Source organism: Psychrobacter sp. P11G5 (genome assembly GCF_001593305.1).
GTDB lineage: Bacteria > Pseudomonadota > Gammaproteobacteria > Pseudomonadales > Moraxellaceae > Psychrobacter.
Window position 1 is genome coordinate 1,823,739 of sequence record NZ_CP012533.1, and the last position, 19,603, is coordinate 1,843,341.

Consider the following 19,603-nt stretch of genomic DNA (forward strand, 5'->3'; position numbering starts at 1 on the left):
GTAGAGTTGCTATAGCAGCTAAACGCACTCTTATGATGAAGTGTTACCACGGTTGCCACTGTTCGGACGACCTTGACCACGGCTATCAGAACGACCTGCTGGGCGACCTTGGCTGCCACTTGGACGACCGCGACCAGTTGCTGCACGCTCACCGCGTGGAACACCAGTGCTATCACCACGGCTAGGACCACCAGTACGTTTACCTTGATATGGCTTGCCACCTGAACGCTCATTTGGCTTACCAGATGAATCACGTGGCTTACCTTGATAACCGCTGTCATTGCTTGCGCGTTGACCAGTCGGTGCGCTATCGCTTGAGCGACCACGGCCTTGACCACCACCGCTAGACTTACCAGCATAGCCACCACCTGAACGACCACGACCTTGGCCTTGACCACCGCCGCCGTTAGAGCGTCCGCGACCACGGCCACGACCATTACCTTTGTTTTCGCTAGGAACATAAGTTTTCTTAGGCTCCATGCCTTCGATAACTGATACTTCCATTTTACGATCTAAATAACGGTTGATAGCGTTTAGCTGTGGACGATCATCCATGCTACATAAGCTGATAGCAACACCCGTACGACCGGCACGACCACAACGACCGATACGATGCACGTAATCTTCTGTTTGACGTGGTAAGTCGTAGTTGATCACGTGTGATAGGGCTGGCACGTCAAGACCACGAGCAGCAACGTCAGTTGCTACTAAGATTTTACATTTACCATTACGTAAGTCTTGAACGATACGGTTACGTTTGCTTTGTGGCAAGTCACCATGTAAGAAGCTGGCTTTATGGCCTTGCTCTTGTAGAGATTTGGCTAATTTTTCAGTGCTACGTTTGGTTGCCGCAAAGATAATGATTTGTTCCATTTCAGGCTGGCAAACGATTTTATCAAGCAAACGATTTTTGTGATCAAAATCATCACAGTAATACACGTTTTCTTCGATATGAGCTGATTCAACTTTGATTGAAACACGCTCAGGGTTTTTAGTGAAGCTAGCAGCAATTTTACCTACTGGGCCATCCCAAGTCGCTGAACACATGATGGTTTGGCGATTGTCAGGAGCAGCTTTTAAGATATCGTTGATATCATCAGCAAAACCCATGTCTAGCATACGGTCAGCTTCATCAAGTACTAATACTTCAAGGCTTGATAAATCAACGCGACCAGCATTGATATGGTCAAGTAAACGACCAGGAGTCGCAACAATTACTTGAACGCCTTTTTTCAAAGCAGTGATCTGACCATTGTACGGTGCACCGCCTACTAATGGCACACAGAATAAGCCGCGCATGTCTTTAGAGTACGTACGGACGCTGTCATGTACTTGCTGAGCAAGTTCACGCGTTGGCGTTAGGATAAGGGCTTTAGTTAATTTGTCAAAGCTAGTCGCACGGCTTAAACGATCAAGTACTGGAATAACGAATGCCGCTGTTTTACCACTACCAGTTTGCGCTGACAATAATAAGTCGCGACCTGCTAGAGCAAAAGGAATGGCTTGTGCTTGAATAGGTGTTGGGTTGGTATAACCACTGCGATCAAGCGCGGTCAAAATCGGCTTGGCAATATTAAGGTCAGTAAAGGTTACTTGATCTTCATCAGTCGCGTCAGTAGTAGCCGCTTGATTGTTATTATCAATATTTGGGGTATCAGTGTTTTCGATGATGCCGTTTTCAGCGGCGATTGCAGATAAGATATCAGTCATGAGAATCCTTGGTAAGTATAAGTTGCTGTAAATTCAGCAAGCTTGATGCATACCACTGATAACCGTTCACCACGCTGCCTTTATTAAAGAATTACCGGACCACATAAAAGTGTCGATAATCAGAAGCCAAGTCATTAAAACTTAGAGCCTCTACAATAAATGCGTTCGTGCTGTCTGACGTATTTTGGTGGTAGTGCCGAGTGTCTTATCCTTGTTTGATATCAGCGCATTATCATTGCTTTGTCCAAAGCAGATAAAGGCGAATAACAACCAATCTAAACCATATTTATGATTCAGTAGATAAGATATGAGTCAAAAATAACTGATCTTTCTATTAAATGTTATTTAAGTACACAAAATCATCGGCAACAATTACTTACGGTCAATCCTAGACCCAAAATCGCAGGCGATGTTATCAATCTCATAATTCACGAAAGTCTAAGCTAACGTGGCGACGCAGTATAGCATAATGAATCCGCTATCAGTACTTATTTTTTAATTTTTTATCAAAAGAACGGTATCTGTAGGTCAAAAATAAGTTTTTGAACCTATAAGGCTTTGAACCTATAAAATTAAACTATTGTGATTTATTTACTTCAGATACATAGGTTGGTAGCTGCCATGCACCGCCTATTTCAATCATGCGACACATTCCTGTGCTACTTTCATGGCTTTTTACAAAACTTTTACCTGTCCATATCCAGTCAGTTTTGTATAAACAGTCACCAATACCGCGTCCTTTTTGAACTGAACTTATTTTACCACTATCATAGTTAGTCGCCTCGGTAGTCACCAACACCGGATTATAAGGTTTGGTATCGTTTATTACCCACATCCCAGTTCCTGCATTGTAGGCACCCATCCAGCAGTTATGCTGTACTAGCAGCTGTGATCCATTCAAACGGTTGATACGCCAAGAAGACTTATCCATCAAATTTGGGCAATCAGTATTCACGTCTGGTATCGTATCTTTCATCAACGCTGACAGCTGTGATGTTTTCATGCTAAATTTTTTCTTACTGCTTGAGGTGGCTTTTGCATTTGGCACGACTAAGCGAAGCTGCGGTGCGGCTTTAGGTGCTAATACGCTGCTATTAGATTTGCTAGCACCATCGGCGCTAATGAAGGCACTTGATGTTCCCACTCGCCCTTGTGCTTCATCTGCTTTTAGCATGACAGCCGTTGCACCTTTGTCAGACAACTCCCAGCGCGAATTACGCATTACAAGCTCAATCTTACTAGACTTGGTCAATGCTTCAAGCAGAGCTGCAACCTGTGTCGAAGTTAAGTCCGCATCGCCAGCTACCGTTGAGAATGGCTTGGTTTCCCCCAAGTCTTTATCATCAATAAACAGTGACATACGATGACGACTACCCAGCTGTAGCAAGGCTTTCGTAGAGCTCTCTTTAGCACCGCCAAGTTTGATTTTCCCAACTACGTTGGCATCACTGCCAGCACGACGAACTAATAATACAGAAACAGGGAAATCGCTGTTGTTTTCAGCTTGGTAGCCTGCCAGCCGACAAGTGCGCGTATTGTCACACGCCACTTGCCAATCCTGATGAGTTAGTTCAGTGGCGCTACTTATTGGACTTATTGCGATGGCGCTAGCGGCTACGAATGCCGACAATACTATTTTATTTTTAGCAAAAATACTTTTTAAAGATGTGCTGTTTAGCGCTTTATCACGAGAAATATCAAGCATCCAAGCCAGTTTATTGTTGTTGTTATTAAACTTAGCACTACTATTGCCCGCAGACATAGATGACTGCCTAGGCTCATTATGTAAACCTTTCATAACTCTCACTCATCAATAGAGGAAATATAAACACTGAATCCTAATGACTACAGCGACTCGTCATCTTAACCCACCGACGTTTCTGTCTGTTGTACTAATGTATCATTATGTAAATAAACAAGCAAACAACTTTCAAACGGCTATGACATTTAGTTTGAATGATCTCCATAAAAATGGCTGCTTAGCGCAATGCTAAACAGCCTTTCAACTTTTATTATAAATAGCTATCGCAAAAAGCTATTAAGAAAATTCTAATCAAATAAAATACACGTTAAAAAATTGCCATGAATTCAAGAAATTGGTTGTAATGGTAAGTCGATAGCCCTTTTCACTGCAGGGCGTTCAACAATTAATTTTGCCCAACGTTGCACATGTGGATAGCTATCGACTTGTAAAAACTCAGCAGCATCATAGAGTTTGCCTAATACAAGCTGGCCGTACCAAGACCAAATAAGCATGTCTGCTATGTTGTAATCTTTTTCGTCATTGCCGCACATATATACTCGGTTTTTTAAATGGCTATCAAGTACGTCAAGCTGACGTTTGGTCTCCATCGTATAACGGTTGATTGGGTACTCCATTGGTTCGGGAGCATAAGCATAAAAATGTCCAAAGCCGCCACCTAAGAAAGGCGCACTACCCATTTGCCACATTACCCAAGAAAGACATTCTGCCCGCGCTGCTCCTTGTTCCATTGGCACAAATTTGCCAAACTTTTCGGCTAAGTACATCAAGATAGCCCCAGACTCAAAAATAGCGATAGGCTCGCCAGCATCGTTACTAGAATAATCAACCAAGGCTGGTATTTTAGAGTTAGGATTCATAGCGACAAAGTCAGAGCCAAACTGATCACCTGCAGAGATATCAATCTTATAGGCATCATACTCGGCACCCTTTATATTAAGCTCAGCCAACTCTTCTAAGATTATATTTACTTTGACACCATTTGGCGTATTTAATGAGTACAGCTGGAACGGTGCATCGCCCACTGGTAGTTTTTGTTCATGACGCACGCCTGCTGTCGGGCGATTAGTGCTAGCAAACTTACCACCGTTGTCTTTATCCTGCACCCAAACTTTTGGCGGTACATATGTATCGTTTTGCTTATTAGAATGATTGCTAGATTTATTATTATCATGACTCATAACATATCCTTAGTTTGTATTTATCGACTCATATTTATAGCATTATCATACTTTTACTAACGTTGCTTACTTATATTTTTTGCTTAAGTAGCTAGTGAAGCTTTACTATAGCGGGAACTAGCCTCTATATTAAAGCTCTCTCTTGTAAGCAACATCTTGCTTTAAACGGCACTATTTACACGCTTATAGTCATTAGGTTTTATGAGTTAGCTAATGATAAACCGTTACCTTGAGTCACTTTTATTATCATCTGCTCTTTCTTATACTACTCGGCTTGCATAGCGAACTGGTTGCAAACAAATCATTTTGCTTATTTTATACTGGGATATCTAATGAGATTGACATGGTAACGCTGACCCCGACGCAAGAGAAATACCTACCGTATGTACTGGCAGTAGCGTTATTCATGCAAATCTTAGACGCTACCATCTTGAATACTTCATTGCCGCAAATGGCCCAAGCGCTGGGTGAATCGCCTCTAAAAATGCAATGGGCCGTCATCAGTTATGCGCTTACTCTAGCTATCTTTATCCCTATCAGTGGCTTCTTAGCGGACAAATATGGGACGCGTCGAATATTCTTATCGGCCATTATCATTTTTTGTATCGGCTCGCTATTGTGTGCGGCCTCGCCTACTTTAGACGTTTTGATTGGATCTCGAATTGTACAAGGTATCGGCGGTGCAATGATGACCCCGGTTGCTCGCTTAATTTTAGTCAAATCCTATCCACGTAATAAGTTATTGACGGTAATGAACTTTGCCGTCATACCCGCGTTAGTGGCGCCCTTAGTCGGACCACTATTGGGTGGTTACATAGTACAATACGCTAGCTGGCATTGGATATTTTTGATTAACATTCCTATGGGTATGGTCGGCTTTGTATTAGCCAAAAAGCTTGTACCTGCACTCTTTGAAGATACCAAACGTCTAGATTGGACAGGTTTCTTATTATTTGCTGCAGCAGCATGCGGGTTTACACTTGCTGTCGAGTTTGGATCACAAGCCGATCGTGGGCTCTATGGTTTACTGATGGCTCTAGTCTCAACCCTACTGATAGGTGCCTATATTTGGCATGCGAAACGTAAAGAGTCACCGATATTTCCTTTGAGCTTGTTTAGCATCCGCACCTTTCGTATTGGTATTACTGGCAACTTGTTTACGCGCCTCGGTATTAGCGCTGTACCATTTTTGCTACCTCTGCTGCTACAAGTAGTGTTTGAATACTCTCCTTCACAGGCAGGCTGGTTACTTGCACCTATCGCAGTTGGTGCGATAGGTATCAAGCCATGGGTTAGTAAAATCATTCAGCGTTATAGCTACCGTACTGTATTGGTTTACAATACCTTCTTAATGGGCACGCTAATTATCATCTTGGCGCAGTTCAGCGACTCATCACAGTGGCCATGGTTTATACCGGTTTTGACACTAATGGGTGCAAGTAATTCAATGCAATTTAGTGCCATGAATACTATTACGATTGGTGATTTACAGGGTGCGCAGACTAGTAGCGGCAATAGCCTCATGGCAGTAAACCAGCAATTGGCAATCAGTTTTGGCATTGCCTTTGGTGCAGCAGTTCTCAATTTATTAAGAGAGCGGTTAGAGCTTGATATCTTGATGGCATTTCAGACGACTTACTGGGTGCTAGGGATTCTAACGATACTTTCGGGGTTGTATTTTTTACGACTCAAATTTGAAGATGGTCGAGGCTTATATTAAGAATAGATTCGTTACAGCAGAGTCAGATCAAAACGTGATAATCCTAAACACAAAAAAGCCAACATACTTTATAAAAAATATGCTGGCAAGTTTGATTAAATTGGCACAATCGAATACATCTAGTTTATTAATTTGAAGACAAGTTTGTTTTAATGCATTTTCTGACCCTATAGCGTTCTAAGGTGTTGCATCGTCATCCATTTGTGACTGGATATAGTTTTGCACACCAACCGCTTTAATTAAGTCTTCTTGGGTCTCGAGCCAATCCTCGTATTCTTCGTTACCATCTTTGAGCGTTACTAATAACTGGCGTGACACGTAATCGCGATGCGTCTCGCATAATGCAATAGCATCAGTAATGATGTCAAATTTTTGCTTTTCTAAACGTAGATTACAGTCAATAATCTCTGGTACGTCTTCGCCAATAAGGATTTTGCCCAAATCTTGTAGATTTGGTAATCCACCTAACAACAAAATTCGTGCAATCAAATCATCCGACCACTTCATCTCAGCAATTGACTGCTTATAAAATGCATCGTTTAGCGCTTCAAGCCCCCAATGACGTGCTACACGAGCATGCAAGAAATACTGATTGATCGCGATAAGTGATTGACCAAGCACCTTGTTTAATGAACGAATAACCTCTTTATCACCTTTCATAATCTCTCTCTCCCTTGTATATCTCTTATAGAACCAATTTTCGATGTTGACTAACTATCAGTTTTATTATAATTAGGCAAGATTGGGTGATACTTCGGCCATTTGACTCTGGAGGTAATTTGGTAGACTAATCATATCGATAAGACGTAACTGCTGCTCTAGCCAATGCGCATGATCTTCCTCAGTATCCTTGAGTTGCTCGACCAGCATATCGCGAGTGACGTAATCACGCTCTTCTTCACACATAGCGATACCATTTTTGAGATGCTCTTGAACTTGATACTCTAAATCAAGATCAAACTGCAGCATTTCTGGCACTGTCTTACCGATGTGGATATCATCAACAGACATTTTCGGTGTCCCGCTCAGCATTAAAATACGGCGGATAATCGCTTGTGCATGCAGAGTTTCATCTTCCATCTCATGATGAATACGTTCATACAGCTTGCCATAATGCCATTCAGCATACATCTCTGAATGAATAAAATATTGGTCACGAGCGGCCAACTCACCGCCTAATAAAAAATTTAAATAATCAATAACTTTTTGGCTGCCTATCATAACATCTGCTCCTATTTTTAAACTTATATAGCTTTTTACTTACCTTAAACCCACACTTTTAACACAATAATGATAGTTTTTTTGAACTACTTAGTAATATTTATATTTAAGGGGCTTCTGACAATGTCTTACAGATATAGTAGCATACACGCAAAACGTGACTTGTAACGTTGTGAACTAAGAATAAGATGCCAGTTGAGAATAATAATTAAATAGAGTTATTTGATTATTAGCTAAGGAAAGAAAGTTGAGTAAAAAGGTTGCTATTCATCATAGAAACTACTACAAATCATGGAAAAATCACCATTCATGTACCTCTTATATTGTATAAATGCGAGATTTCTTCAATATAACTATCACTAACCTAACACATGCTATATTCATTTATGGCATGACAATTGCACTATTTAAACTGCATAAGCCAGTAATTCAAGCTTAGCATGATGCTCGTTTAGATAGTCATTGACCATAGGTTCACAGCATCCACAACAAGTAGCAACATCAAGGGAATCTTTCAAACCCTCAAGGGTATCGATTCCTGAAGCAATAGCTGCTTGAATTTGCTTCTCTTTTACATCGTTACAGATACATACGTACATTTAGTTGCTCCTATCTTTATAACTGGTTGATACTCTTTATAATAACGATAACTATTACCATTTACAATGATTGTTGCAATAATTGTCAGTCTTATGTGCTTAACTTAAAGATATTAACCTATCTATTTTTAATACAAAAAAACAAGTTCGCAAAGATCATAATATAAAAGAATATATTTATATATCCGTAAATATGCATATATTTGTGATAAACGGTGTTAAAATGGCGACAAACGGATGAATAAAGAATATTTTTATATAACTTGATGTATTTATTGTGTTATTATTGATTTCAGTTGTTATAATGTTTTTTATTGTCTACTTATTATATTGTATTTGTGTAGATATGTGAACGAATAGCAGATGTTCGACAGTGGCTCAATAGGACAATTATTGGCTGAAAGCTACAAAGGTCGTCCCTACAAAATTAACGAAATAACATTAACGAAACTACGCTTTGTCTTGTTTACTGGATGAATGCTTTTTACTGAATTGATTAGATAATAAGTTATCAAGTGCTATTAGATAATGGATTATCTATTTTACTAACTACTTAACTGTTCTCTTATTAGGATGATTAAAATTCATAAGTAAGCGTGACAATATATTTGGAATATACTCTATGTCTGATAATACTTTTGCTATGCAGCCTCTTGACTTATTTAAAGTACTATCTGATCCGACTCGTTTGAAGTTGTTTCAGATTCTATTTAACAAAGAGTCACGTTGCGTATGTGAATTGGTAGATTTGCTTGACCAGCCGCAACCGACCGTATCGCGTCACCTGAATCACTTAAAGAAGCTGGGAATTCTGAGCTGTTCGCGCGAAGGTACATGGATGTGGTATGAGGTAGCAGATGACTTACCAGAATGGTGCCAAGATATTTTAGAGATTACTTACAAGACTCTGATGAACCAGCCAGAAATTAGTTAACAGCTTAGCTTTATACTATTCTTTGCGCATAAAAAGAGACCTACATTAAATTAATGTAGGTCTCTTTTTATGCTTGAGTAATACGTCTGATTACACCAAATCTAAGAAATCACTAACAAAGGCGTTAGCTGGATGATGGATTAGCTCTTCTGATGTCCCTACCTGCTCTACATGACCATGATTCATTACCACAATTTCATCTGACACTGCACGTGCTTCTTCTTGATCATGAGTCACCATGATGCTAGTAATACCCAAATCGTGATGAATATCTTTTAGCCAAGTACGTAGCTCTTTACGTACCTTGGCATCAAGCGCACCAAACGGCTCGTCAAGTAATAATAATTTAGGCTTTACTGCAAGTGCCCGTGCCAGCGCAATCCTCTGACGCTGACCGCCTGATAACTGATGCGGATAGGCATTTGCCAGTTGCGGCAATTGCACCAAGTCTAATAGCTCTGCAACGCGCTTATTGATATCGGCCTTACTAGGTCGTTCGTTCTTTGGCAATAAAGTCAGTCCAAATGCTATATTGTCAGCGATATTTTTGTGTCGAAATAGCGCATAGTGTTGAAACATAAAACCAATATGGCGTTTTTGCACAGGCGTATTAGTCACATCCAGCTCATCAAATAATATTTGTCCCGAGTCCGCATATTCAAGACCCGCGATAATACGCAGTAAGGTCGTTTTACCGCAGCCTGACGGGCCAAGCAAAGTAGTCAGCTTACCAGTCGGTACAGTGATATTAATGTTGTCTAAAGCGGTAAAGTTACCAAAATTTTTATTAACGTTACGAATCTCGATGCTCATATCTGTATCTCTTTTATGATTCTTTTTATATTAGGCTTTGTTGTCGTCGACACTACTTATCACAGTCGCATTGGCACTAACCGGTAGTTCAGGCGCGCTAACCAACCTTTCGGACTTGGCAAATTTACGCTCCTGTAGCTTAGTCATCACTTGTTGTATCAGCAGCGTCACTAAAGCAAGTGCAGCAAGTAAGCTTGATAACGCAAAGGCGGCAGTGAAGTTATAATCGTTATAAGCAACCTCAACCAATAGCGGCATAGTATTGGTCTCACCGCGAATATGACCCGATACCACACTCACAGCACCAAACTCGCCCATTGCTCGGGCATTAGTCAAAATCAAACCATACAGCAATGCCCATTTGATATTTGGTAATGTTACATGCCAAAAAGTCTGCCAGCCAGTGGCGCCCAATGTAAGCGCTGCTTGCTCCTCAGAGTCGCCTTGCGTTTGCATCAGCGGTATCAGCTCACGTGCCACGAATGGAAAAGTGACAAATAATGTCGCTAATACAATACCAGGAACAGCATAAATGACCTGAAAGCCCATACTCTCAAGCCAGCCACCAACGGTAGAGTTGAGTCCGAATAGCAATACAAACATCAAACCTGCAACGACCGGTGACACTGAAAAAGGTAAATCAAGCAAAGTGGTGACCAGCTGCTTACCTTTAAATTGATAACGGGTGACTAACCATGCAATTGCGATGCCCATCACCATATTGATTGGTAATACGATACCAGCAGTAATTAACGTGAGCTTAATAGCTTGTAAGGCTTCTGGATCGACAAGCGATGCTATATACAACTGCCAGCCATCCTTGAAAGCTTCATAAAATACAGCTAGTAGTGGCACGACCAGCATGATCACCATGAACAAGACGGCAATAGCGATAAAGGTACGTCGTATCCATGGAGTATCTTTGGTTGCAGGATTGCTTTGATAATCATAACTATTAGCTATTTGCATCTTAGCGAGCTCCTACACGGCGCGACAGTTTCCACTGTACGATATTAATGGTCAATAAAATCACAAATGAAATCAACAGCATAAATAATGCCACTGCCGAAGCGCCTTGAATATCAAATTGCTCAAGCTTACTGATAATAATAAGCGGTAAAATCTCAGATTGCATTGGAATATTACCCGCGATAAAAATCACCGAGCCATACTCACCAGTAGCACGAGCAAACATCATACCTGCACCCATCAGTAGTGCCGGTAGCAGTTCTGGTAAAATAACTTTGCGAAAGGTAGTAAAGCGATTCGCGCCTAATACCGCAGCAGCCTCTTCAAATTCAACTGACAACTCTGCTAATACTGGCTGCACGGCACGGACAATAAACGGAAAACTAACCACGACTAAGGCGAGCCAAATACCTATAGGTGTAAAAGCTACCTGTATGTCGAACTTCTCAAACCACTGGCCAATTAGACCATTAGGTGCATAAAGAGTAGCAAGAGAAATACCTGTCACTGCGGTCGGTAGTGCAAATGGCAAATCTACTAAGGCATTAATCATTGACTTGCCCCAAAATTCATAACGTACCAACACCCACGCAACTAGCGTACCAAATACCATATTGGTCAACATCGCCAAGAAGGACATCCATAGGCTCAGCTTAATGGCAGCAGTTACTTGTGGCTGAGTAATAGTCTCCCAAAACCCAGTCCAGCCCATTTGTGTCGTGGTATAAGCCATCATTGCAAATGGAAGTACCACCAATAGTGATAAGCTAAAGACGGTAATGCCCATGCTCAGACCGAAACCTGGCAGCACATTGCGTTGACGCAAACGTGTCAGCCAACCTTTTTTATTAAGGGGTTTACTGGCAGAAGGTGTTTTTGCACTCATATTGATGTCCTATTGTCTAACTAATAGTACTTAGCGATAGTACTTAGTGACAGTACTTAGCAATGGCACTTATCGTAACGACCACGTTATATCAAATCTATTATTAGTCTGCTTACGGTATAAAGGACATAGCGCGGGCGGCCATGTCCTTTATATGATTGAACGCTAATCGACGAATTGCTTTGTTAGAAGCTACTGTACTTTCTAAGTCATACTTTTTAGCTAAGTAGCAGTTTTTTACAATGCCGTACTAGCTAGCTACTGTGGCGCATTAATGGCTAGCTGATCGAATACCCCACCATCGCTGAAGTAAGTACCCATGATCTCATCCCATGTGCCAAATGCATCGTTAGGGCGGAAAGTTTCAACTGGTGGTAGTTTGTCACCGTTTTTATCGAGGACGCTTTTCACACTAGGACGTAAATAGAGGTCAGCGGCCAATTGCTGAGCAGGCTCGCTCCATAAATAATCAAGATATGCTTTTGCCGCGTCAGTCGTGCCTTTTTTGTCAGTCACCGATTTAACGATCGCAACAGGGCTCTCTGATTTGATAGAGTATTTAGGATAAACGATATCAACTTGACCAGCACCAAAGTCAGTAGCGGCAAGGTTAGCTTCGTTCTCAAAGGTTACCAAGACATCACCGATGCCGCGCTGAACGAAAGTCGTCGTCGCTGCACGTCCGCCATTCTCGTAGACTTTGACGTTCTTAAGCATGTCTTTTACGTAATTTTTGGCAGGAGTCTCTTCATTATTAAAGGCATGTAAACCATAACCATAAGCCCCTAAAAATGCATAGCGGCCATTACCGGTCACTTTTGGGTTGGCCATGACAATCTCAACGCCGTCTTTGGTTAAATCTTCCCAATCATTAATGCCTTTGGGATTGTCTTTACGTACTAAGAATACGATGGTGCTGGTAAAAGGTACGGCGTTATCAGGGAATTTGCTTTCCCAATCTGCTTCAACCAAGCCTTTTTTCTCAAGCAGCTCGATATCTGAGCCTTGGTTCATGGTAGCGACATCTGCTTGCAGACCGTTGGCAACAGACAATGCCTGTTTACTTGAGCCACCATGTGACTGCTTAATTAGGATATTACTGTTTGGATTTTCAGCTTTATAATGCTCAACGAACAACGGGTTATAGCCTTTATAAAAATCACGTGCTACATCATAAGAGACGTTTAGCAGCTCAATATCCTGACCCTCTGTGGTCGCTGCGGTGCCATCAGCATTAGTAGTAGTGTCTGCCTGCTCATTATTACTACAGCCAGCGATTCCAAGTGTGAGGGCAACGCCTGCGATACTTAAGACGCTAAGCGCTTTATTTTTATGTTGATAGCCTGCCGCGTAAGATGTCATAAATGCCTCAAAGATGTTTGTTATGTAATGCAAGTATGCTAACAGTGCCAGCTTATTATGTTTAATGACTAATATGCGTATGTTATTGCCAAAATGGAATAACATACGCATCTAGTAAATCCACAAATATTTTAATTATTAGGACTTGCTGTGATAGATAACTATAAAGCCAAAGCTATCAATTATTTAGGTTTCATATGCTAGCAGGCACGTTGCACATTTTATAAATATGGAGCGCAATAATTCTCCAGCTGGGTACCAATATCTAGTTACTTATATGACACTTTATAACTGTTTTGTAATGGTGAGGCTTACTGCTCTGCCCGTGCCAACTGATCAAAAACTCCGCCATCGACAAAGAATTTATCCATAATTTGCTCCCATGACCCAAAGACGGCTATTGGCTCAAAAGTATTGATATCAGGTAGGGTATCTTTATGCGCGGAAAGGACAGCTTTATCACTGGGACGTAGATACATCTGCGCCATTAATTCCTGTGCAGGCTTATCCCATAAACCTTTTAGGTAAGTGTTTGCTGCATCTGCATTACCATTTTTTTCAGTAACGGTATTGACCACAGCGACTGGATTATTGATGGTAATAGAGTAGCTTGGATAAATAAGCTCAGTCTGCCCTTTAGCGTATTTTTTGGTGACTAAATGCGCCTCATTTTCCGTAGTAATCAGTACATCCCCTAGCCCGCGCTGGGTAAAGCTGGTCGTTGCGGCACGTGCGCCATTGTCATAAGTAACCACGTTTGCCAGTACCTTTTTAATAAAGTCATCAGTCTTAGCTGGACTTTGTACGCTTTCTTTAAATTGATGCAGTCCATAGCCATATGCTCCTAAAAAGGCATAGCGAGCGGTACCACTTGTTTTTGGGTTTGGCATTACTACATCAACATCATTACGCGCTAGATCTTGCCAATCTTGAATATTTTTTGGATTACCATCGCGCACCAATAACACCATGGTACTGGTATAAGGGACGGCATTGTTTGGTAATGCTTGCTGCCAATTAGTGCCCACCAAGCCTTTTTCGACCAGTAAATTCATGTCAGTCGCTTGGTTTAGGGTCACCACATCCGCTTGTAAGCCATTAGCGACAGATAGCGCTTGTTTGCTGGAGCCACCGTGCGACTGGTTGATGTTCACTTTACTATTTGGATGTTTAACCTGATAAGCACTACTAAATAGCGTATTGTATTCTTTATAAAAATCGCGTGACACATCATAAGAGACATTCAAAAGGCTAATGTTTTTCGCATCGCCTGCTGATTTTTCTGCATCGTTTTGAGTCGCCTGTGTCGGGCTACAGCCTGTCACTAATATCAGCGCTGTAAATACGCTACCTATCATTAAAGTACGCGGCAGCATATTTTTCTGAGCGCCCGTGACATTATGTTTGCTACGAGACGATAAGGTGTTGATAGTTTCGGTAATCAGTTGCATGGTAGTTCTCTGCAGAATTGGAGAATTGAATGAGGGTTTATTTTTATTAAAGTATTAAGTGGAGCAGATATAGATAAGAATTATGTGAGGATTGAAGCTATGCTAGCAGCTTGTTTGTTGAGCGCTTAGTGACATTTAGGCTTATCGAGTGATGAACTTGGCATAAGTAAGCGGTTTAACGGTTCTATAGTAGGTAAGTTTACGTAACGTTTATCCTATAAGGCGATGAGAGAGTTCTGTTATAGACTGTGGCATACTCTAATTATCAAGCGCAAACTATTAAGCGCACAGTCACGGCCTACCATATGTCGTCTACCATCTATTAATACCAAGGAGTCCCCTCTATGATTAACTACCAACGCCAGCGCTCATTATTTTCTGTTGCAGCACTGTTTTTTGCTACCACTGCCTTCGCTACCGTAACGGGTTGTAGCTACAGTAATGATGCACATGCTGAACGCGTAGCGAAGAGTGCTACCGTTATTCAAACGCCTGCTGTACAAAAGGTCGTTGGTGATTATGCTTCTTCAGGTTATGACAAACGGGCGCAAGGTAATGATTGGGTGGGAGTTATGGTACGGGCAGATGACAGCGACCAGATTAATATCAAAGTACGCGCTCGTAGCGATGTTAAAAAACCAACCTGCCATTTTGATGGTCAGGCGACTTTGATGGGTCAAGATAAAGCGCACGGCGTTATCTTTCAAACGACCGTTAATGACAGTATGGCTTTTTTTCAATTTAAAGATGGTCAGCTAACTATTGATAGTCAAGATAAGTACGCACTGAATCAATTTTGTTCTGGTGGCGGTACGCTAGTTGGCGACTATAAGAAGCTTTCGAGTAATTTAGAGCTAACCTAAACGCATTATTTTTAAATGTTTGGTCTTCAGGTATAAAAAAATCATGCATAAAAAAAGTGGTAGATTTTGGGTCTACCACCTTTTTTATACACACTCTTTTTTATATATAGTCGATACTAAATAAAATAGATACACTGCATGAATTCGCTAGACTGGTACAAATTTTTCTTGCGTGCTGTGCCTGCGCAGACAGAGGCTGCAAAAAATTTATCCCAGTCTCGCTGTATCTTTTTTATTTTGCAATTTTATCAACGATAAAAATACTACCTATACCGCAGATGCACCAGTCAATTTGACCTCAGCACGTTCCTCTTTTGCGATACCGGCATAGTAATCACGTAAAATCTGTAATACTTCTGGACGGCTAAAGTTCTCTGGCACGTCCTCATCTTCTGATAATGCCTTACGTAGCTTAGTACCTGATACTTTGACATGCTCAGACGCTTCATGCGGGCAAGTTTTATCTGAAGCCATGGCATTACAAGCATTACACCAGAACGTCCAGCCAATTTTTAGCGGCTGAGTAATGAGGTCGTCTTTACCAACATATTCAAAGATAGTCTGCGCATCAAACGCACCATAGTAATCACCGACACCAGCATGGTCACGGCCAACAATCAGATGACTACAACCGTAGTTTTGACGGAATACGGCATGCAATAGCGCCTCACGTGGTCCGGCATAACGCATATCGAGCGGATAGCCTGCCTGAATAACAGTATCTTGTCTAAAGTAATTATCAATCAAGGTTTTGATGGCTTCTTGACGCACATCAGCTGGGATATCACCTGGCTTTAATGCCCCTAGCAATGAATGAATCAACACCCCATCGCAGATTTCAATGGCAATCTTGGCAAGGTATTCGTGTGAGCGATGCATTGGATTACGCGTTTGGAAGGCGGCGACTGTTTTCCAGCCCTTGGCATCTAAAATCTCACGTGTCTCAGCAGGGGTTTTATAAATCTCTGGATATAAGGTTGGGAACTCGCCTTCGCTTAGCACTTCGACGCTACCTGCAATGTTTACTTCACCTTGGTTTAGTACTTGCTGTACGCCCGGATGTTCGCTATCAGTGGTGGTAAAGACTTGCTGACACTCATATTCTTTATCGATGGTATAAGTCTCTTCTACCGTCAAGATGCCCATGATTTCGCCATCTTGGGCGACTAACGCGACTTTATCACCTTGATTTAGGCTATCGGCGGTTACTTTAGGCGCTGATAAAGTAATAGGAATTGGCCAAAATAAGCCAGCATTGTCACCACTTTGCAAGCGCATATCCTCAACCACCCCTTGCCAATCCGCTTGGTTCATAAAACCATTCAATGGGGTAAAACCGCCAATACCCAACATAATCAAATCTCCACGCTCACGTGAGCTCAGAGTAATCGTCGGTAAGGTGCTGGCAAGTTTCAATGCTTGCTTGCGAGCATCACCTTTTAATAGTAACGGCTTAAGATCGCTGCTACCGTGCGGCGGAACAAGTTTTGATGATTGTTGATTATGGGCTGTAGATGTCATATTGATTTAGAGCCTTTATAGGTAGTGATAAAATAAGTAGTAATAAATTTGATAAACATAGGCTACCTAACTTTCTTTATGAAAATTTATGCTGTGTTTGGATATGGATATGACTTAAAGGAATTTATGTTTAAAGGCGTAAACTTATATGATAGTGAAATTACATTGTTTGCACCGCGATTAGCCATAAGATTTATCACACACGCAAATCATTTTCGTTGCTGCTTTTAAGACTAAAAACAAAATTGAGATTACGTCATGTATCAATATAATTACGCTGACCAGACCTTGGTAGAGGAACGAGTCGCCCAATTTCGCGACCAAACCGAGCGGTTTTTGGCAGGCGAGCTGCCAGAAGAGCAATTTTTGCCGCTGCGTTTGCAGAACGGCCTCTATATCCAACGTTATGCGCCGATGTTGCGTATTGCCATTCCTTACGGGTTACTTGCCAGCTATCAGTTGCGTAAATTGGCTGAGATTACTCGTAAATATGACAAAGGCTACGGGCACTTTACTACCCGTACCAATATTCAGCTGAATTGGCCAAAGCTAGAAGATGTGCCAGATATCTTGGCGGAGCTGGCCTCGGTACAGATGCACTCAATACAAACTTCTGGTAACTGTATTCGTAATACCACCACCGATCCTTATGCCGGTATTCATCAAAATGAGATTGCCGATCCGCGTCCTTACTGCGAAATCATTCGCCAGTGGTCGACCTTTCATCCTGAGTTTGCTTTTTTACCACGTAAATTTAAGATTGCTGTTATCGGCACCGATGAGGACCGTGCAGCGACACAAGTACACGATGTTGGTTTGCACTTGAAGAAAAATGAAGATGGCGAGCTTGGCTTTGAAGTCCTAGTCGGCGGCGGTCTTGGTCGTATCCCAGTCCTTGGTAAAGTTATCAATAAGTTTTTGCCACGTCAGCATCTGCTTAGCTATTTAGACGCTATATTGCGTGTCTATAACCTGCATGGTCGGCGTGATAAAGGTAGCAAGTACAAATCACGTATCAAAATCTTGGTCGATACCTTAGGCGGTCCTGCGTTTGCTAAATTGGTCGATGCCGAGTGGGAAGCGCATACCAAAGACGGGCCGCTGACGCTGACTGATGCAAACTTTGAGACTGCTACCAGCTTCTTTAGTGAGCCTGATTATGTAGCCTTTGATGCGCTACAAGCACAGTCCGATCTACAGCAGCAATTAAGCGCTGATAAAGACTTTGCCAATTGGTATAACCAAAATACCGTGGCACATAAAGTTGCCGGTTATCGGGCGGTGGTAATTTCTCTCAAAGCAGGCTTGGTCGATGGCAAGTATGTACCATCTGGTGATGTCAGCGAATCGCAGATGGATGCGCTTGCTGACCTTTCTGACAAGTATAGCTTTGGTGAGCTGCGCGGCACGTATCAGCAAAATCTGGTATTCGCTGACGTGCAAACCAACCAGTTGTACGAGCTATGGCAACAGCTGGCTAAGCTACATTTAGCTCGCGCCAATATCAATACTTTAACCGACATGATCGTCTGCCCTGGTTGGGATTATTGCTCGCTAGCCAATGCCACCACGCACAACATCGCCGAACAAATCGAGAAGCAGTTTAGCGATCTTGATTACCTGTATGATCTTGGCGATATCCGCCTAAATATGTCCGGCTGTATCAATGCCTGCGCGCACCATCATACCGGTGATATCGGTATCTTAGGTGTCGATAAAAAGGGTGAAAACTGGTATCAAATCAGCCTCGGCGGCAACTCGAGTAATGATGCCAAACTTGGCAAAATACTAGGCCGATCCGTACCTACTGAAGCGGTTGCTGACACTATTCAAAAGATCGTTGACGTTTATGTCGATCTGCGTGCTACCACCGATAATGATGTTGAAAGCTTTGGCGAATTGGTCGAGCGCGTCGGCATTGATCCCTTTAAGGAGAAGGTCTATGGCTAATCACCACATTTTGGATAGTCACGGCGTCGATATTAGCCATAAAGATAGCTGGCATGCGTTAACCACTGATACGTTACCAGATGGTATTGCCTCGATAGACCTCACGTTACTTGAGCTGCTGCAAAGACAGGAAAAACCTGACGTCCTAGTACCACTCGCTGATTTATTGGACGGTTCAGGGGCGCTGGCAAGTGGTTTGGTCAAAGAGGTGTATGAGCTGATCGTTCAGCATAGTAGCCGTCTTGGATTATGGGTGACCGCTGATACGGATGCGAATGCATTGACCGCGCTCAAGGAGCTATTATTAAAGCAGGCACTCATCGTCATTCATGTCCCCAAATTCGCTGATGGACGCAACTTTAGCTTCGCTCAAACGCTACGACAAATTGGCTATCAAGGTGAGATTCGTGTCGCTGGTGAGTTTGGCCGTGATCAAATTGCGTATCTATTACGCGTAGGTGTTGACAGCTTTGTGCTCAGTGAGCATGACATGCAACCAGACTCTAAATTTAGTATTGACCAAGCGTTTACTGCCCTTGCTAGCAGTTATGACGGTCGCAACGCCGCCGACTTACCGATGTTTGCGGGTGCTTAGTTTTTGTTAATCATTCATTTATTAATTTTTTTCTAAATCCTTTGTTAAATCAATCTCATTTAAGGA

At 42.0% G+C, this 19,603-nt stretch carries 17 protein-coding genes; 5 read left to right on the forward strand and 12 right to left on the reverse strand.

Annotation, left to right across the window (positions count from 1 at the left end; genetic code table 11):
• Nucleotides 1-30 precede the first annotated feature (30 nt).
• The 3 genes from AK825_RS07445 to yghU all read right to left on the reverse strand — a co-directional run bounded on the left by AK825_RS07445 (nt 31) and on the right by yghU (nt 4,653).
• Entirely contained in the window at nt 31-1,710 is a 1,680-nt protein-coding gene (locus AK825_RS07445) for a DEAD/DEAH box helicase (protein ID WP_068035907.1), read from the reverse strand.
• 577 nt (nt 1,711-2,287) lie between these two features.
• Complete coding sequence (locus AK825_RS07450; protein ID WP_068035909.1) at nt 2,288-3,508, reverse strand: DUF1176 domain-containing protein; 1,221 nt, start codon at nt 3,506-3,508, stop codon at nt 2,288-2,290.
• A gap of 290 nt (nt 3,509-3,798) precedes the next feature.
• A complete protein-coding gene (yghU, locus tag AK825_RS07455) occupies nt 3,799-4,653 on the reverse strand; it encodes a glutathione-dependent disulfide-bond oxidoreductase (RefSeq protein ID WP_068035910.1) in 855 nt (284 codons plus the stop codon).
• A 343-nt stretch (nt 4,654-4,996) separates the two neighbouring features.
• Here yghU and AK825_RS07460 point away from each other — a divergent pair, with 343 nt between their 5' ends.
• Complete coding sequence (locus AK825_RS07460; RefSeq protein WP_068035912.1) at nt 4,997-6,373, forward strand: DHA2 family efflux MFS transporter permease subunit; 1,377 nt, start codon at nt 4,997-4,999, stop codon at nt 6,371-6,373.
• Between the two features lie 177 nt (nt 6,374-6,550).
• On the opposite strand, the gene bfr (AK825_RS07465) is transcribed toward AK825_RS07460, so the two are convergent.
• The 3 genes from bfr (AK825_RS07465) to AK825_RS07475 all read right to left on the reverse strand — a co-directional run bounded on the left by bfr (AK825_RS07465) (nt 6,551) and on the right by AK825_RS07475 (nt 8,193).
• The gene (gene bfr / locus AK825_RS07465) at nt 6,551-7,033 is read right to left on the reverse strand and encodes a bacterioferritin (RefSeq protein WP_068035914.1); all 483 of its coding nucleotides are present in this window, start codon (nt 7,031-7,033) and stop codon (nt 6,551-6,553) included.
• A 72-nt stretch (nt 7,034-7,105) separates the two neighbouring features.
• Nucleotides 7,106-7,594, reverse strand: a complete 489-nt coding sequence (gene bfr, locus AK825_RS07470) for a bacterioferritin (protein ID WP_068035916.1) — start codon at nt 7,592-7,594, stop codon at nt 7,106-7,108.
• A gap of 407 nt (nt 7,595-8,001) precedes the next feature.
• Complete coding sequence (locus AK825_RS07475; RefSeq protein ID WP_068035918.1) at nt 8,002-8,193, reverse strand: (2Fe-2S)-binding protein; 192 nt, start codon at nt 8,191-8,193, stop codon at nt 8,002-8,004.
• A 622-nt stretch (nt 8,194-8,815) separates the two neighbouring features.
• On the opposite strand from AK825_RS07475, the gene AK825_RS07480 reads away from it, so the two are divergent.
• Nucleotides 8,816-9,127, forward strand: coding sequence for a metalloregulator ArsR/SmtB family transcription factor (locus AK825_RS07480; RefSeq protein WP_068035920.1), 312 nt, complete (start codon nt 8,816-8,818; stop codon nt 9,125-9,127).
• Nucleotides 9,128-9,217: 90 nt separating this feature from the next.
• On the opposite strand, the gene cysA is transcribed toward AK825_RS07480, so the two are convergent.
• The 5 genes from cysA to AK825_RS07505 form a co-directional block, all read right to left on the reverse strand.
• Nucleotides 9,218-9,940, reverse strand: a complete 723-nt coding sequence (gene cysA / locus AK825_RS07485; protein WP_082785668.1) for a sulfate ABC transporter ATP-binding protein — start codon at nt 9,938-9,940, stop codon at nt 9,218-9,220.
• A 30-nt stretch (nt 9,941-9,970) separates the two neighbouring features.
• On the reverse strand, nt 9,971-10,909 hold the full coding sequence (gene cysW, locus AK825_RS07490; RefSeq protein WP_068035924.1) for a sulfate ABC transporter permease subunit CysW: 939 nt from the start codon (nt 10,907-10,909) through the stop codon (nt 9,971-9,973).
• A 1-nt stretch (nt 10,910) separates the two neighbouring features.
• Nucleotides 10,911-11,795 (reverse strand): sulfate ABC transporter permease subunit CysT, encoded by an 885-nt coding sequence (cysT, locus tag AK825_RS07495; RefSeq protein WP_068035926.1) that lies wholly within the window; start codon nt 11,793-11,795, stop codon nt 10,911-10,913.
• A gap of 258 nt (nt 11,796-12,053) precedes the next feature.
• Nucleotides 12,054-13,157, reverse strand: coding sequence for a sulfate ABC transporter substrate-binding protein (locus tag AK825_RS07500; protein ID WP_068039166.1), 1,104 nt, complete (start codon nt 13,155-13,157; stop codon nt 12,054-12,056).
• Between the two features lie 311 nt (nt 13,158-13,468).
• Nucleotides 13,469-14,608, reverse strand: a complete 1,140-nt coding sequence (locus tag AK825_RS07505) for a sulfate ABC transporter substrate-binding protein (RefSeq protein WP_082787202.1) — start codon at nt 14,606-14,608, stop codon at nt 13,469-13,471.
• Nucleotides 14,609-14,952: 344 nt separating this feature from the next.
• Between AK825_RS07505 and AK825_RS07510 the strand changes: the two genes are divergently transcribed.
• Nucleotides 14,953-15,471 (forward strand): hypothetical protein, encoded by a 519-nt coding sequence (locus AK825_RS07510; RefSeq protein ID WP_068035927.1) that lies wholly within the window; start codon nt 14,953-14,955, stop codon nt 15,469-15,471.
• Nucleotides 15,472-15,738: 267 nt separating this feature from the next.
• Here the strand turns inward: AK825_RS07510 and sat are convergent, their stop codons facing one another.
• The gene (gene sat, locus AK825_RS07515; protein ID WP_068035929.1) at nt 15,739-16,992 is read right to left on the reverse strand and encodes a sulfate adenylyltransferase; all 1,254 of its coding nucleotides are present in this window, start codon (nt 16,990-16,992) and stop codon (nt 15,739-15,741) included.
• 258 nt (nt 16,993-17,250) lie between these two features.
• Between sat and AK825_RS07520 the strand changes: the two genes are divergently transcribed.
• Nucleotides 17,251-18,942 (forward strand): nitrite/sulfite reductase, encoded by a 1,692-nt coding sequence (locus AK825_RS07520; protein ID WP_068035931.1) that lies wholly within the window; start codon nt 17,251-17,253, stop codon nt 18,940-18,942.
• Nucleotides 18,935-19,537, forward strand: a complete 603-nt coding sequence (locus tag AK825_RS07525) for a DUF934 domain-containing protein (RefSeq protein WP_068035933.1) — start codon at nt 18,935-18,937, stop codon at nt 19,535-19,537. Before AK825_RS07520 ends, AK825_RS07525 begins: the two co-directional genes overlap by 8 nt.
• Nucleotides 19,538-19,603: the final 66 nt, after the last annotated feature.